Source organism: Buttiauxella sp. AC038 (genome assembly GCF_979253565.1).
In genome coordinates this window covers 4,447,264-4,462,776 of sequence record NZ_CEEDCQ010000001.1, presented here as the reverse complement: position 1 = coordinate 4,462,776, position 15,513 = coordinate 4,447,264, and the positions used below count along the sequence as shown (strand labels likewise).

At 51.1% G+C, this 15,513-nt stretch carries 18 protein-coding genes; 11 read left to right on the top strand and 7 right to left on the bottom strand.

Features of this window, described 5'->3' with window-relative positions; all coding sequences use genetic code 11:
• Positions 1-77: 77 nt before the first annotated feature.
• The 4 genes from nsrR (at position 78) to AC0IXI_RS21205 (ending at position 5,614) form a co-directional block, all read left to right on the top strand.
• The gene (gene nsrR, locus AC0IXI_RS21220) at positions 78-503 is read left to right on the top strand and encodes a nitric oxide-sensing transcriptional repressor NsrR (protein ID WP_034461180.1); all 426 of its coding nucleotides are present in this window, start codon (positions 78-80) and stop codon (positions 501-503) included.
• 39 nt (positions 504-542) lie between these two features.
• A complete protein-coding gene (gene rnr, locus AC0IXI_RS21215; RefSeq protein WP_134186264.1) occupies positions 543-3,011 on the top strand; it encodes a ribonuclease R in 2,469 nt (822 codons plus the stop codon).
• Positions 3,012-3,144: 133 nt separating this feature from the next.
• The gene (gene rlmB / locus AC0IXI_RS21210) at positions 3,145-3,876 is read left to right on the top strand and encodes a 23S rRNA (guanosine(2251)-2'-O)-methyltransferase RlmB (protein WP_064515697.1); all 732 of its coding nucleotides are present in this window, start codon (positions 3,145-3,147) and stop codon (positions 3,874-3,876) included.
• A gap of 103 nt (positions 3,877-3,979) precedes the next feature.
• Positions 3,980-5,614 (top strand): isovaleryl-CoA dehydrogenase, encoded by a 1,635-nt coding sequence (locus AC0IXI_RS21205; RefSeq protein WP_471683063.1) that lies wholly within the window; start codon positions 3,980-3,982, stop codon positions 5,612-5,614.
• A gap of 50 nt (positions 5,615-5,664) precedes the next feature.
• On the opposite strand, the gene AC0IXI_RS21200 is transcribed toward AC0IXI_RS21205, so the two are convergent.
• Both AC0IXI_RS21200 and bsmA read right to left on the bottom strand, forming a co-directional pair.
• The gene (locus AC0IXI_RS21200; RefSeq protein WP_034461185.1) at positions 5,665-5,940 is read right to left on the bottom strand and encodes a YdgH/BhsA/McbA family protein; all 276 of its coding nucleotides are present in this window, start codon (positions 5,938-5,940) and stop codon (positions 5,665-5,667) included.
• Positions 5,941-6,094: 154 nt separating this feature from the next.
• A complete protein-coding gene (gene bsmA, locus AC0IXI_RS21195; RefSeq protein ID WP_064515702.1) occupies positions 6,095-6,424 on the bottom strand; it encodes a biofilm peroxide resistance protein BsmA in 330 nt (109 codons plus the stop codon).
• Between the two features lie 194 nt (positions 6,425-6,618).
• On the opposite strand from bsmA, the gene yjfP reads away from it, so the two are divergent.
• Positions 6,619-7,344 (top strand): esterase, encoded by a 726-nt coding sequence (gene yjfP / locus AC0IXI_RS21190; protein WP_064515705.1) that lies wholly within the window; start codon positions 6,619-6,621, stop codon positions 7,342-7,344.
• Between the two features lie 111 nt (positions 7,345-7,455).
• On the opposite strand, the gene yjfY is transcribed toward yjfP, so the two are convergent.
• On the bottom strand, positions 7,456-7,731 hold the full coding sequence (yjfY, locus tag AC0IXI_RS21185) for a DUF1471 family protein YjfY (RefSeq protein ID WP_064515707.1): 276 nt from the start codon (positions 7,729-7,731) through the stop codon (positions 7,456-7,458).
• Between the two features lie 359 nt (positions 7,732-8,090).
• Between yjfY and rpsF the strand changes: the two genes are divergently transcribed.
• The 4 genes from rpsF to rplI are packed head-to-tail and all read left to right on the top strand — an operon-like array spanning position 8,091 to position 9,534.
• On the top strand, positions 8,091-8,486 hold the full coding sequence (rpsF, locus tag AC0IXI_RS21180) for a 30S ribosomal protein S6 (protein ID WP_064515710.1): 396 nt from the start codon (positions 8,091-8,093) through the stop codon (positions 8,484-8,486).
• A gap of 6 nt (positions 8,487-8,492) precedes the next feature.
• Complete coding sequence (priB, locus tag AC0IXI_RS21175; protein WP_034461190.1) at positions 8,493-8,810, top strand: primosomal replication protein N; 318 nt, start codon at positions 8,493-8,495, stop codon at positions 8,808-8,810.
• A gap of 4 nt (positions 8,811-8,814) precedes the next feature.
• Entirely contained in the window at positions 8,815-9,042 is a 228-nt protein-coding gene (gene rpsR, locus AC0IXI_RS21170; protein WP_002210155.1) for a 30S ribosomal protein S18, read from the top strand.
• A 39-nt stretch (positions 9,043-9,081) separates the two neighbouring features.
• A complete protein-coding gene (gene rplI / locus AC0IXI_RS21165) occupies positions 9,082-9,534 on the top strand; it encodes a 50S ribosomal protein L9 (protein ID WP_064515713.1) in 453 nt (150 codons plus the stop codon).
• A 71-nt stretch (positions 9,535-9,605) separates the two neighbouring features.
• Here the strand turns inward: rplI and AC0IXI_RS21160 are convergent, their stop codons facing one another.
• Complete coding sequence (locus AC0IXI_RS21160) at positions 9,606-10,202, bottom strand: OapA family protein (RefSeq protein ID WP_471683261.1); 597 nt, start codon at positions 10,200-10,202, stop codon at positions 9,606-9,608.
• A gap of 238 nt (positions 10,203-10,440) precedes the next feature.
• On the opposite strand from AC0IXI_RS21160, the gene fklB reads away from it, so the two are divergent.
• Together fklB and cycA are read left to right on the top strand one after the other, a co-directional pair.
• Positions 10,441-11,061, top strand: a complete 621-nt coding sequence (gene fklB, locus AC0IXI_RS21155; RefSeq protein ID WP_064515716.1) for an FKBP-type peptidyl-prolyl cis-trans isomerase — start codon at positions 10,441-10,443, stop codon at positions 11,059-11,061.
• Positions 11,062-11,363: 302 nt separating this feature from the next.
• Positions 11,364-12,776, top strand: coding sequence for a D-serine/D-alanine/glycine transporter (gene cycA / locus AC0IXI_RS21150; RefSeq protein ID WP_064515719.1), 1,413 nt, complete (start codon positions 11,364-11,366; stop codon positions 12,774-12,776).
• Between the two features lie 38 nt (positions 12,777-12,814).
• On the opposite strand, the gene ytfE is transcribed toward cycA, so the two are convergent.
• From ytfE to AC0IXI_RS21135, 3 genes are all read right to left on the bottom strand, one after another.
• The gene (gene ytfE / locus AC0IXI_RS21145) at positions 12,815-13,477 is read right to left on the bottom strand and encodes an iron-sulfur cluster repair protein YtfE (RefSeq protein ID WP_424222192.1); all 663 of its coding nucleotides are present in this window, start codon (positions 13,475-13,477) and stop codon (positions 12,815-12,817) included.
• A gap of 84 nt (positions 13,478-13,561) precedes the next feature.
• Positions 13,562-14,536, bottom strand: a complete 975-nt coding sequence (locus AC0IXI_RS21140; protein WP_422568278.1) for a DMT family transporter — start codon at positions 14,534-14,536, stop codon at positions 13,562-13,564.
• 77 nt (positions 14,537-14,613) lie between these two features.
• Positions 14,614-15,438: an AraC family transcriptional regulator gene (locus tag AC0IXI_RS21135; RefSeq protein ID WP_471683062.1), complete on the bottom strand. Its 825-nt coding sequence runs from the start codon at positions 15,436-15,438 to the stop codon at positions 14,614-14,616.
• Between the last annotated feature and the right edge of the window lie 75 nt (positions 15,439-15,513).

The following is a 15,513-nucleotide window of genomic DNA, read 5'->3' as shown; positions in this document are numbered from 1 at the left end:
CCTGGCTGCAACCCGAATTATTTAGGGTATAGTATTTACAGCTATTAAGCGTTTCCCCTCCCACCCTAGAGGTTGATGTGCAGTTAACGAGTTTTACTGATTACGGTTTACGTGCTTTGATTTATATGGCGTCTTTGCCGGAAGGCAAAATGACGAGCATTTCTGAGGTAACAGAAGTGTACGGAGTATCACGTAACCACATGGTGAAAATCATCAATCAACTCAGTCGCGCGGGCTATGTGACGGCAGTGCGCGGCAAAAACGGTGGTATTCGCCTCGGCAAACCTGCGCAAACAATTCGTGTGGGTGATGTGGTGCGCGAGCTGGAACCGCTATCTTTGGTGAACTGTAGCAGTGAGTTTTGTCATATTACCCCCGCATGTCGCCTCAAACAGGCACTGGCTCAGGCGGTGCAAAGCTTTCTAACAGAGCTGGATAAGCACACGCTGGCCGATTTGGTGGACCAAAACCAACCGCTCTACAAATTATTGCTGGTGGAATAAATCACGATTTCCTCAGCAAATGACAACGGAGGAACCGCAATGTCAAAAGATCCTTTTCAGGAACGAGAAGCCGAAAAATACGAAAACCCGATCCCAAGCCGGGAGTTTATTCTCGCTCATCTGTCCAAACGTGAAAAACCAGCCAATCGTGACGAACTGGCTGAAGAACTGAATATTACCGGTGAAGAACAACTTGAAGCGCTGCGTCGCCGTCTGCGAGCCATGGAACGCGATGGACAGTTGGTCTTTACCCGTCGCCAGTGCTATGCCCTTCCAGAACGTCTTGATTTGCTAAAAGGCAAAGTCATTGGTCACCGCGATGGCTTCGGTTTCCTACGTGTAGAAGGCCGTAAAGACGATCTCTACCTTTCATCTGAACAGATGAAAATGTGTATGCATGGCGACATCGTGTTGGCACAGCCGCTGGGTGCAGACCGTAAAGGCCGTCGCGAAGCGCGTATTGTGCGTGTGCTGGAGCCAAGAACCGGGCAAATTGTTGGCCGCTACTTTACCGATGCAGGTATCAGTTTCGTGGTGCCAGACGACAGCCGTCTGAGCTTCGATATCCTTATCCCGCCAGAAGGCGTGATGGGCGCGCGTATGGGTTTTGTGGTGGTGGTTGAACTCACCCAGCGTCCAACTCGCCGCACCAAAGCGGTAGGTAAAATTGTTGAGCTTCTTGGTGACAACATGGGCACCGGCATGGCCGTTGATATGGCGCTGCGCACCCATGAAATCCCTTATATCTGGCCACCAGAAGTTGAAGCCCAGGTTGCTTCCCTGAAGGAGCAAGTGCCAGAAGAGGCCAAAGTGGGTCGCGTAGATTTGCGTGACCTGCCACTCATGACCATTGATGGTGAGGATGCGCGTGACTTCGACGACGCCGTATTCTGTGAGAAAAAACGTGGCGGCGGCTGGCGTTTGTGGGTTGCGATTGCTGACGTAAGTTATTACGTTCGCCCGCCAACCGCGCTGGATAAAGAAGCGCGTAACCGTGGTACCTCAGTTTACTTCCCGTCGCAGGTTATCCCGATGCTGCCGGAAGTGCTGTCTAACGGCCTGTGCTCGCTCAATCCACAGGTTGACCGTCTGTGTATGGTCTGCGAAATGACTATCTCTGCAACGGGTCGTCTGACAGGTTCTAAATTCTACGAAGCGGTAATGAGCTCCCATGCGCGTCTGACCTACACCAAAGTGTGGCACATGTTGCAGGGCGATCAGGAACTGCGTGAGCAGTATGCGCCGCTGGTTAAGCACATCGAAGAGCTGCACAACCTGTATAAAGTGCTGGATGTTTCCCGCGCCGAGCGTGGTGGCATCTCGTTCGAAAGTGAAGAAGCGAAGTTTATCTTCAACGCTGAACGCCGCATCGAGCGCGTTGAGCAAACTGTGCGTAACGATGCACACAAGCTAATCGAAGAGTGCATGATCCTCGCGAACATTGCAGCCGCTCGCTTTGTTGAAAAACATAACGAACCGTCACTGTTCCGCGATCACGATCGTCCAACCAACGAAGCGATCACTTCATTCCGCTCGGTGTTGGCTGAACTGGGCCTGGAATTGCCTGGCGGGCAGAAACCTGAACCGCGTGATTACGCAGAATTGCTGAACTCGATTGCCGATCGTCCGGATCATGAAATGCTGCAAACTATGCTGCTGCGTTCGATGAAACAGGCGGTTTACGATCCAGAAAACCGTGGTCACTTTGGCCTTGCGCTGCAATCTTATGCGCACTTTACTTCGCCGATTCGTCGCTATCCGGACTTGTTGTTACACCGTGCAATCAAGTATCTGCTGGCGAAAGAGCAGGGCCATAAGGGCAACAGCACCGAGTCTGGCGGCTGGCACTATGACATGGAAGAGATGCTGCAACTTGGCCAGCATTGTTCTATGGCTGAACGCCGTGCCGATGAAGCTACACGTGACGTTGCCGACTGGCTGAAATGCGACTTTATGCAGGATCAGGTCGGTAATACCTTTACTGGCATCATCGCAAGCGTCACCGGTTTTGGCTTCTTTGTACGCCTGACCGATCTGTTTATCGACGGCCTGGTGCACGTTTCTACTCTTGATAACGACTACTATCGCTTTGACCAGGTTGGGCAACGCCTGATTGGTGAATCCGGTGGTCAGACTTATCGCTTGGGTGACCGTGTAGAAGTGCGTGTTGAAGCCGTCCACATGGATGAGCGCAAGATTGATTTTGCTTTGCTCTCTAGTACTCGCGTCCCTCGCGGTGCGGGTAAAACTGAGAAAGACAAAGCGAAAAGAGGCGCTAACGGCAACGGACCGAAACGTCGTCAAGCTGGCAAACGCGTAAACTTCGAGTCAGACAGTGCTTTCCGTAAAGAGAAAGGCCCCGCGAAGCCGAAGAAAGCGAAAGCCGACAAAAAAATCGAGAAAACCGCCGAACCGAAGGTGAAGAAACCAAAAACGCCATCGGATAAAACTCGTAAGATAGCGGCAGCCACGAAAGCTAAGCGGGCAGCGAAAAAGCAGCCGAGCTAGCCTTGAAAGGGTGGATGGTTCTTCGTTTATCCACCCTGACACTGCTTTTCGTAGGTCGGATTAGCGTAAGCGACATCCGACATCTACGAGCAAATTAACACTGGTGCATCAGCACCTGAAATGAGTAACAGTAATGAGTGAAATGATTTACGGCATTCACGCCGTCCAGGCGCTACTTGATAACGCTCCCCAGCGTTTTCGGGAAGTCTTTATTCTTAAAGGCCGTGAAGACAAACGTCTGATGCCTTTAATTCATGCGCTGGAAGCCCAGGGGGTGCCGGTTCAAATGGCAAACCGCCAATGGCTGGATGAAAAATCTGAAGGCGCTGTGCACCAGGGCATTATTGCTCGTGTGAAGCCAGGCCGTCAGTATCAGGAAAATGATCTTCCGGATCTGCTTGCGAGCATCGACCAGCCGTTCTTGCTGATTCTCGATGGCGTTACCGATCCGCACAACCTCGGTGCCTGCCTGCGTAGCGCAGATGCTGCCGGCGTGCATGCGGTTATCGTACCGAAAGACCGCTCTGCGCAACTGAACGCGACTGCTAAGAAAGTGGCCTGTGGTGCTGCTGAGCACGTTCCGCTTATCAGTGTGACCAACCTCGCACGCACCATGCGTGTGTTGCAGGAAGCGAACGTGTGGATTGTTGGTACTGCGGGTGAAGCAGACCACACCTTGTTCCAGAGCAAAATGACCGGCCCAATGGCGCTGGTGATGGGCGCTGAAGGTGAAGGTATGCGTCGTCTGACACGTGAGCATTGCGATGAGCTGATTAGCATCCCAATGGCCGGGACCGTTTCTTCATTGAACGTTTCTGTCGCGACCGGTATTTGCCTGTTCGAAGCGGTTCGTCAACGCAGTTAATCTTCAACGGGGTGCAGTCGCACCCCGCTTTGTGATCCCTCTCCATGCATAAGCGCCATCACCGTCCATACTAATGGCATTGCCATTAATGGGAGGGAACACGATGCGCTGGCAAACTCATACCGTTTTTAACCAACCAATACCCCTCAACAACAGTAACCTTTTTCTTTCTGATATCTCGTTAACCGAGGCTGTAGCTCGTGAAGGTGCGGGTTGGGATGCAGAACTTCTGGCAAGTATTGGCCAGCAACTGGGTTCGGCTGAATCACTCGAACTCGGCCGCCTGGCGAATGCCAATCCTCCAGAATTACTGCGTTATGACTCCAGCGGTGAGCGGCTCGATGATGTGCGCTTTTATCCGGCCTGGCATTTACTGATGCAAGGGCTGTGTGCCAATCGGGTTCATAACTTGCCGTGGCAGGAAGATGCGCGCCAGGGCTCGTTTGTCGCCCGTGCTGCTCGCTTCGTTCAGCATGCGCAAGTTGAAGCAGGCACGCTCTGCCCGATAACCATGACGTTTGGTGCGATTCCTTTACTGCAAAAACATCTACCCAAAGAGTTTCATTCATGGCTGAAACCCATGCTCAGCGATCGCTACGATGCACATCTTGCGCCTGGGGCGCAAAAACGTGGCCTGCTGATTGGTATGGGGATGACCGAGAAACAAGGCGGTTCGGATGTGCTTAGCAACACCACACGCGCTGAACCTATCGACAAACGCGGCTCCAGCGAAATGTATCGTATCGTCGGTCACAAGTGGTTTTTCTCGGTGCCACAAAGCGATGCACATTTGATACTGGCGCAAGCGAAAGGTGGGCTTTCATGTTTCTTCCTGCCGCGATTTTTACCCGACGGGCAACGTAATCATGTTCGGTTTGAGCGCCTTAAAGAGAAACTCGGCAACCGTTCTAATGCCAGCAGTGAAGTGGAGTTCTGTGATGCGACAGCCTGGCTTATCGGTGAAGAAGGTGAGGGGATTCGCTCGATTCTTAAAATGGGCGCCTACACGCGCTTTGACTGCGTGCTTGGCAGCCATGGTTTGATGCGCCGTGCGCTTTCCGTCGCGTTGTATCACGCCCATCAACGGCAGGCATTCGGCAAAACCCTTATCGACCTGCCGATTATGCGCCAGGTACTTGGGCGTATGGCTTTGCAACTTGAAGGGCAAACGACGTTTCTGTTTCGTCTGGCCCGCGCCTGGGAATCACCCGGTAATCCGCATGAACTGGCTTATAGTCGCCTGTTTACCCCAGCCGCCAAGTTTAGTGTCTGCAAATCAGGAATACCGTTTGTGGCTGAAGCGATGGAAGTGCTTGGGGGCATCGGTTATTGCGAAGACAGCGAGTTGCCGCGTATTTACCGTGAAATGCCGGTGAACAGTATCTGGGAAGGGGCGGGCAATATTATGAGCCTCGATGTACTACGAGTTCTGGCAAAACAACCTGGTGCGATGGAGATGTTGCATGCTGAGTTTGACGAAGTGAAAGGACAAAACCGGCATTTCGATCGTAGCTGGCGGCAGTTGCAACAGCGACTTCATAAGCCACAAGAGGAATGGGGCAGGGAAGTTACTCGAATGCTGGCTCTTCTGGCGACAGGTACCCAGGTTTTACAGCATCTCTCTCCACCGTTAGGGGAAGCCTGGTGCCGTATGATGCTGGACTCGCGGGGGGAAAGTGTTTTACCGAATCAAGTGCTTATTGATGTACTGCTCAGAGCGACAGGTCGCACAGGATAGAACAAAAAAGCCAGCGCCATAAGGGTGGATATAAATGGTCGCTGGCTTATTTATGCATAAATAATGGCTTGTACACGCCAACCTTCAGCAAGCTGGTTTTCCTGCATTTTAACGATTCGATAATATGATGCTCCATGTTCGTCAGCCTTCAGGGCAATGACTTTCTCCACATCTTGCACGCTACCGGCAATACCATTTACTGAAATCATGCCGATTTCATTCAAACCCGTCACACAATCTGCGGCAACATCTTCTGCCGACTGTGCCGACGTTGTGATTAGCCCCACGGACAGCAGTAATGAGGTTAAGGCAAGCGATCGTTTCATAATTAGCTCCTTTAATACTTACCCTAAATCAGCAGGGCATTCCTTCGCGTGGGTGAACTTCAGACCTGTCCGTTGGCTGAGGTTCATTGTGCATAACAAACGATCAATTGACGCAAAGCTATGTAAATATGCATAAATTAAACACGGCGCTAAATTACTTACGGTACAAAATCGCTTGGGCATACCACTGGCCAGGTACTACCGTCTCATCGTTTAGCACGATGACGTAATAATCCGCTTTGGCTGCAACAGCTTTCTCTTCTAGCGCTCGTTCTGCGTCCATCGGAGAGCCGTGCTCAAGTGCTGTCACCGTCCCTATTTTGGTCAAACCCTGCGTTTGGTAACGCTGGATTTCTTGAGGGGTTCCGGTTGCAGGCGGCGCTGGTTGTGGTGTCCCTTGTAACACGCTACAAGCACTGAGCGTGGTCGCAAGTAACACAGCTGATAGCAATCGCATGATCGTTTCTCGTCTCTTAATAGCCATAGTGTAGCCCCGGTTTTTTTCTGAGAAGAGGGAATGTTCCCATTTTGTTAGCTTCCCCGCGCTTTTTAATCACTTTCGAATGAAAATCGCTAAGCAGATCTCATAGTGAACAATAATCACAATCCATCAATGACTTGCCATGCACAGGGCGCTGACATACAAAGGATATATCACTCCGATACAGGGCTAATATCATGATTGAAATATATACCGAACAGCTTGCGGGTATTGAAGTTCTCCACGCTGTGCCTTCTGGGAAAAAAGAGTGCAAACTCCCGGTGGTATTTTTCTATCATGGTTTTACTTCATCTAAACTGGTTTACAGTTACTTTGCGGTCGCTCTTGCTCAGGCTGGAATGCGTGTGATTATGCCCGATGCCGATCAACACGGTGCGCGATTTAATGGTGATGACAGCGCGCGGTTGTATCAATTCTGGTCGATTCTTAAACACAACATTGATGAGTTTTCGCCGCTTTATCAGGCTTTATCCGAACGCTATCCCGTAGATGAGCGACGAGTTGCTGTGGGTGGTGCTTCAATGGGAGGCATGACGGCTCTCGGAATTATGGCGCGTAACCCGCAAGTTCGCTGCGTGGCATGCCTGATGGGATCGGGATATTTTATGTCGCTTGGGCAAACGCTATTCGCGCCACGAGCGGAAGAGGCTGAATCACTCAACGCACTCGCCGAATATGACATCAGCCATCAGCTGGAAAGCATCGGTAATCGGCCACTTTTACTGTGGCACGGCGAGGAAGATGATGTTGTCCCGGCGGCTGAGACATGGCGTTTGCAGCAAGTCCTCATCGATAAAGGGTTGGATAAACAGATGATCTGTTTACGGGAAGCGGGCGTAAAACACCGTATTACTCCTACGGCGCTTGAAGCGACAAGCCGATTTTTTAGCGAACATCTGTAATTGGATAGATAAAAAAGCCCCCGCAAGCGGGGGCAAGTCAAACGTTGGCTTTCTATGTCGTTGTGGTATTCCTGGTGTTAACGCCTTACTTCATTACCTCATTGCATTCTGCTACCGGTAGATGTCAGCGCTTACGCGCATATTGCCGTTACTACCGGGCTCTCTCATCAAAATAGTGTGGTAGTACTTTGCATTGTGCTGATCTGCATCCTCATGGATAGCAACTTCAGCTTCCTGTTCTGTCGCGAAGTTGTGGTTGATATAAATAACCCCAAGGCTCATCACATCATCCATATTTTGTGCCTGGCGACCATCAATCTTGATCGCGGCAGCTGCATTTGAGCTAAGCAAAAGCGCCGCCAGAAAGGCTAAAACTGTAATTTTCATAATCCGCTCCACTACAACTTAATGTGTCAGCTGCGGTCGTCGCTCCTGTTAATAAATAGTGGCGGCCTATGACAATAAGTGTAAACCCTTAGAGTTGGATAAAAAGCGACCATTTCTGATGGTGTTGGTCAAAAATTTTAAGTGATCCAGGTCAAAGTTATAAAATTCACGGAGTTAGCGCTTATTAGAAATTTAGCCTTCATGCAAAAGAATTAATTTACATATAACCTTGAGTTTGTTGGGCTCCGCTTGTATGATTACGCGTCAATTTTTCAGCCGCCTTTATAACCACGTTCCTTGCTTCCATGGGCCGCGGCTGACCCTGACAGGAGGCTGAATAATCCGTAAGGAGCAATTCGATGCGTCATTACGAAATCGTTTTTATGGTCCATCCTGACCAGAGCGAACAGGTTCCGGGTATGATCGAACGTTACACTACTGCAATCACTGCAGCAGAAGGTACGATCCACCGTCTGGAAGACTGGGGCCGCCGTCAACTGGCTTACCCGATCAACAAACTGCACAAAGCACACTACGTTCTGCTGAACGTTGAAGCTCCGCAGGAAGTGATCGATGAGCTGGAAACTAACTTCCGCTTCAACGACGCCGTTATCCGTAGCATGGTTATGCGTACTAAGCACGCTGTAACCGAAGCTTCACCAATGGTTAAAGCTAAAGACGAACGTCGTGATCGTCGCGATGACTTCGCTAGCGAAACTGCTGATGATGCGGATGCTGGGGATTCTGAAGAGTAATTTCCAATGACGGCCAACCGCCTGGTGTTGTCTGGCACAGTGTGCAAGACGCCTCTTCGCAAGGTCAGCCCGTCAGGAATTCCTCATTGCCAGTTCGTGCTTGAGCACCGTTCTGTGCAAAAGGAAGCCGGTTTAGATCGGCAGGCGTGGTGCCGTATGCCAGTTATTATTAGCGGGCACGCACACTCAGCCATTACTCAAAGTATAACGGTCGGCACGGTACTCACAGTTCAAGGTTTCATTAGTTGCCATCAGGCAAAAAATGGTCTGAACAAAGTGGTATTGCATGCCGAGCAGATTGATTTGATAGATTCTGGAGACTAGCCTAATGGCACGTTATTTCCGTCGCCGCAAGTTCTGCCGTTTCACCGCGGAAGGCGTTGTAGAGATTGATTATAAAGATATCGCTACACTGAAAAACTACATCACTGAAAGTGGTAAAATTGTCCCGAGCCGTATTACCGGTACTCGTGCAAAATACCAGCGTCAGTTGGCTCGCTGCATCAAGCGCGCTCGTTACCTTTCTTTGTTGCCATATACTGATCGTCATCAGTAATCGGCCACTGTCCATTAATGACTTTGAGAGGATAAGGTAATGCAAGTTATTCTGCTTGATAAAGTAGCAAACCTGGGTAGCCTGGGTGATCAGGTTAACGTTAAAGCGGGTTATGCTCGTAACTTCCTGGTACCACAGGGCAAAGCTGTTCCTGCTACCAAGAAAAACGTTGAATTCTTCGAAGCACGCCGTGCAGAACTGGAAGCTAAATTAGCTGACGTTCTGGCTGCTGCTGAAGCTCGCGCTGCGAAGATCAACGCACTCGAAACTGTTACTATCGCGTCTAAAGCTGGCGACGAAGGTAAACTGTTCGGTTCCATCGGTACCCGTGACATCGCTGACGCTGTAACTGCAGCTGGCGTTGAAGTGGCTAAGAGTGAAGTTCGTTTACCGAACGGCGTTCTGCGTACCGCTGGTGAGCACGAAGTGGACTTCCAGGTTCACAGCGAAGTATTCGCTAAACTGATTGTAAACGTTGTTGCTGAAGCGTAATTTACGCTGAAGTTTATACGTTAAGACGCCGGCCTCGTGCCGGCGTTTTGCATTTCTGAAGTCGCAAAAAATCAGCGAGCACGCACAAAGCTGCCATTCGGCTGGCGTGTAAATAGCACCTGCTGATCGTTACCAATATCAATCGTCAGCCCCGTCACCACACCATTCGCATTCTGGCGAATCTGCACCATCTGCCCGGTTTGCAAAGTACTCAGCGGTTTGTTGCTGCCTTCTACTTGCGCCATCGAATAAACATCAGCGGGCGGTAAATTATGATCGCGGAACAGCTGCGCCATAGTTTGCCCGGACTCAACGCGGTAAGAGCGCCATTGCTGGTCAATATCGTTATTCTCATGCGGCACAGGAGCTTGCGTTTCTGCCTGTGGTTGTTCTTCAACACGTGACGGATTGACGGGAGCAGAGTTCTCTGGCGGGTTGACTAAGTGGGCTCGAATTGGGGATTGCGACTCTATGGAAAGCTGCGCATCGCGCGTAACTGGCTGAGTAGGGGAATCAGGTGTAGGCCACAGGAAACCGAGTACAACCACGATCGCCGCAATAATAATGCCACGGCGGTGCATCACCGGCAGTGGATCCATCAACCGGAAATTATCGGGTGCATGCCAAATCCGCGCAAGCCAGGGTTTAACAGCGAATCGCATCGGCAACACTCCTCATTTCCACACAACGTGCTCTGTACATTTACCCACTCCATTATAGAACGCTAACTGTTTGATGCGCTGAATAATCCCGCGTAACGTGATTCTCAACCGCAATTTCACGCTCACTTAAACCATTGTTCCTGTTTCGTCTGCATTTGTCACCTTTGCCGCTTTTGCATTTTACCCGTCAGGTTGACGCTGCTATGCTGCGGGCTTGCTTTTAAATACCATTAAAGGAAATCCCATGACGACCCCTTCTTTTGACAGCGTCGAAGCGCAAGCAAGTTACGGTATTGGTTTACAGGTAGGTCAACAACTGAGTGAATCTGGTCTGCAAGGCCTGCTGCCAGAAGCACTGGTAGCTGGTCTGCGTGATGCGCTGGAAGGGAATGCCCCGGCAGTTCCGGTTGATGTAGTTCATCGCGCACTGCGTGAAGTTCACGAGCGTGCCGACGCCGTTCGCCAGGAACGCCAGAAAGAACTGGCTGTTGAAGGCGTAAAATTCCTCGAAGAAAACCTTAAGAAAGACGGCGTGAACAGCACCGAAACGGGTCTGCAATTCCGCGTTCTGACTCAAGGTACTGGCCCAATCCCAGCGCGTAAAGATCACGTTCGCGTGCATTACACCGGCAAACTGGTTGATGGCACCGTGTTCGACAGCTCCGTGCAACGTGGCGAACCAGCTGAATTCCCAGTCAGCGGCGTTATCGCAGGCTGGATTGAAGCTCTGACTCTGATGCCAGTTGGCTCAAAGTGGGAACTGACTATTCCTCATAACCTGGCTTACGGAGAGCGTGGCGCTGGTGCGTCAATACCTCCGTACAGCACTCTGGTTTTTGAAGTTGAACTGCTGGAAATTCTGTAAGCGTTCAAACGACCCCGCTTCGGCGGGGTTTTTATTTGGTGGTTAACAAAATTAGCGTGATTTTATCTGGTAAACGCTACCATTCTGAGTGTTTTTGTGATGCCGCTCACTTTATGGGCGTGATTTTGCACTCAAAACAAACATTAAATTAACAAATAATTTCTTTCTTAGTATTCATCCTGCCAATTCTTCCCTACTATCTTTGAGTTCCCCGGAACAACAACATCACATCCTCACTATTTTAATTTTTATAAAGGCCGGTAGAGCCTGAACACAACAGACAGGTACAGGAAAAATACAACATGGTAGATCAGATAAAGGTTTCTGACGTTGCTGAAGAGCCGTCAGAACAGTCTCTGCGGCGTAATTTAACCAACCGCCATATTCAGCTTATTGCCATCGGTGGCGCTATCGGAACCGGCCTGTTTATGGGCTCCGGTAAAACGATTAGCCTCGCGGGCCCATCCATCATCTTCGTATATATGATTATCGGCTTTATGCTGTTCTTCGTGATGCGAGCGATGGGTGAACTGCTGCTTTCAAACCTCGAATACAAGTCATTTAGCGATTTCGCAGCGGACTTACTCGGCCCGTGGGCAGGGTATTTTACCGGCTGGACTTATTGGTTTTGCTGGGTGGTCACCGGCATGGCGGACGTCGTCGCGATAACCGCCTACGCGCAGTTCTGGTTCCCTGGTTTATCGGACTGGGTAGCGTCGCTCGCCGTGATTGTATTGCTGCTGAGCCTGAACCTCGCCACGGTGAAAATGTTCGGCGAAATGGAGTTCTGGTTTGCGATGATTAAAATTGTCGCCATCGTTGCGCTGATCGTTATCGGCCTGGTGATGATTTTGACCCACTTCCATTCCCCGTCTGGTGTAGAGGCTTCCATCAACAACTTGTGGAATGACGGCGGATGGTTCCCGAAAGGCATCAGCGGTTTCTTCGCCGGCTTCCAGATAGCGGTATTTGCCTTTGTGGGTATTGAGCTGGTGGGAACGACGGCAGCTGAAACCAAAGACCCGGAAAAATCGCTGCCACGCGCCATCAACTCGATTCCGATCCGCATCATTATGTTCTACGTGTTCGCGTTGATCGTCATTATGTCCGTCACGCCATGGCGCTCTGTGGTGGCGGATAAAAGTCCGTTCGTTGAATTGTTCGTGCTGGTGGGCTTGCCTGCGGCTGCGAGTATCATCAACTTTGTGGTGCTGACTTCTGCGGCTTCTTCTGCAAACAGCGGAGTGTTCTCAACTAGCCGGATGCTGTTTGGCCTGGCACAAGATGGAATGGCACCGAAGGCGTTCGCCAAACTCTCTAAGCGCGCTGTACCGGCGAAGGGTTTGACCTTCTCCTGTATCTGCCTGCTGGGCGGCGTGGTGATGCTTTACGTGAACCCCAACGTGATTGCAGCGTTCACCATGATCACTACTGTGTCGGCGATTCTGTTTATGTTCGTCTGGACGATTATTCTGTGTTCGTACCTGGTGTATCGCAAACAGCGTCCGCATCTGCATGAAAAATCCATCTACAAAATGCCGCTCGGCAAGTTCATGTGCTGGATGTGTATGGCGTTCTTCGTGTTTGTGATTGTGTTGCTGACGCTGGAAACCGATACCCGCCAGGCGCTGATCGTGACGCCATTGTGGTTTGTGTTGTTGGGTGTGTGCTGGATGTTTATCGGCAAGAAACGCATCGCGGAAATACGTAAGTAATCATAATCCCCCTCGCCACTGGTGAGGGGGATTAACCTTTATTCCCCAGCCAAAGCCCGCGGGAATAGCACGTTATTCTCAAGACTAATGTGATTCATCAGATCGTCAATCAACTCATTAATCCCGTTATACATCGCCTTCCAGGTCGTGCAGGCTTCCGGCGGCGGCGTCACGTTATTGGTGGTGTGCTTGATAACCTCCAGCAATTCACCCGCGTCATCATGCTCGCTTTCCATCACGCTAATCGGACCGTTCGCCTGCGCGCCCATGCCTTGTTTGATCATCGGGAACAGGATCTGTTCTTCTTTCATCATATGGCTGCTCAGTTCCTGATGCAGCATGGTGAGATATTTCGCCAACCCCTTCGGCACGTCAGGTTTATCGGCATGCACGCGCTCAACTTTGGTGGCCTGAAGAATCAGCTCAGGCAACTGTTCGCGGTGGCGGTCATGGTAGCGCACAAGAATATGGTCGATGATTTCGGCGAGCGGTGCCGTGCGCCACTCTTTCTCAACGGGTTCTTCAGCAAGCGTTGCAAGCTCTGATTCAATCGCATCGAGATCCAACTCTTTACGCGTTGCAGCACGTTCAAGCGTCTGCTTGCCACCGCAGCAGAAATCGAGATCCAATTTACGGAACAGCGCAGAAGCGCGCGGAATGGTTAAAGCCAGTTCACCTAAAGGTTGGTCGCGGAAGGCCATGAGCAAATACCTCGTTGTCGATAATATAAGGTGTATATTAAATGCATCTTTAGGTCGGCGCTATGACTATTTCGAGGTAAGACGTTACTTATCAGCGGCGACCACCACTTCAGCGAGCGTGTTTTTCTGCGGTTTGGTTAACACAGCCATCACCACGCCGATGACCAGGCAAACTATCCCCAACAACGTGAGAAGCGGTGGCCAACTGTGGCGCAGCATAAATGTGTAAGCCAGGCCTGCCAGCGTTTCAAAGACAATCAGCGGGCCGACGATAACCGTGGGTAAACGTTGGCTGGCAATGTTCCAGCACAACGCGCCGAGCCATGAACAAAACAGCGCAATGGCGAGCATCAGTGTCAAAAATACTTCCGGGCGAGGCCCAAAGGGCAGGGCAAAGTTGCTCTCGGTGTGTGACATCCACAGGCAAACGGCAATATAGCCGAACAGTGAAAAAGGCAGGATCGCGAGCCCTTGCGCTGTCGCCCACATCAGCGGATTTTTGTCCGGGTTTTCACGTAGCCAGCGGGCATTTCGCAGTGCATACCACGCCCAGCAGGCAACCGAAATAAACGCCAGCCCGATACCGCTGATGTAACGCCACCAGCTAAAATCGAGCTGCCCGGTGCGTAATTCAGCAGTATTCACCATCACCAGACCTACCGCGATAATCACCAGAGCAGGGGCGAGGCGATGCCACGGGAGTTTGCCGTCGCGTTTGCTATAAAGCAGATTGGCGAATACCGGGATCACAACGGGAAGCGTGCCGATAATCATGGTTGAAATCGGCGCACCGGTGCGTTGAATCGCACTGGCGAGGCAAACGTAATAAATGAGATTGCCGACGGTGGAAAGTTTTAGCGCGGTGAACCAGTCCTCACGGCACAATTGGCGCAACCGTTGACGGCCAAGCCAGGCCAGAGGGAGCGCAATCAGCCCCAGCGCCAGGTAGCGCCCGGTCGACTGCATGGCCGCAGGATAATCAGGAACAATCAACGGGCCGACGAAAATCAGCCCCCACATCAACCCTGCCAGCAGGGCGTACAACACACCAGTTAACATCTTCTTCTTCCACTTAACGCTTTGCGTAGAGTGTAGGTGGTGGACTGGCGAAAATATTGTACCAGCTTGCGGTATCTCTAACGGGTGACCTGTTTCTGGTAGCGCACGGGCGTGATGCCATAACGTTGTGAAAAAGCACGCGTCAGATGTGCCTGATCGGTTAAGCCACTGGCTGCGGCAACTTGAGCAGCCGGCATGCCATTCGTCAGTAATCGCTTAGCGTGCCAAAGGCGAATCGCCATCAGCATTTGGTGAGGTGTAACGTGATAGTGCGCTTTGAACATGCGCTGAAAGTGATAGGGGCTGAGCGACGCCACTGCGGCGAGTTCGTCGAGCGTCACCGGGTGCATATAATTATCGTGCAGATAATCGCGAATTTGTTCGAAGCGGTGTGCCGATTCTTTCGGCCCGGATGGTAAGTGACGAGCGTATGGCTGAAAATTTTCGATGAGATTGAGCAACAGCCCTTGCTGCGCCAGTGAGTCATCTTCGCGCCATAGCCCATTGATCAGTTGTGAAATTCGCCCTGCACGCAGCGGGTCGTGTTTGACCACATCATTAAACGACCAGTTGCGCGAGCCGGTTATTGACTCAAGAATTTCCGGTTCGAGGTAAATCATACGGTACTGCCAGCCGTCTTCGGTTGCTGCTTCGCCAGTATGCAGTTCATCAGGGTTCATCAACACTAACGAATCTGTGGCGGCGACATGCTGAACACCACGATAACGAAAGCGCTCAGCGCCCCAGGTGACCGTGCCGATGCCAAAGGCTTCATGAGTGTGCGGTTCAAAGGCGTAACGCGAAATATGGGCGTGATAAAGCTCAACGCCGGGCAGTTGCGGCAGGTGCCGGAATTGGGCGTTGTCTTTTTCATCAGTAAATTGTTCAGGTACGCCTTGCACGTCAATCTCCTTCATACTTCAAGTTGCAGATGCGTTGGCTACGTTTGCTCGCCCGAATCACTTACTACAGTAAGC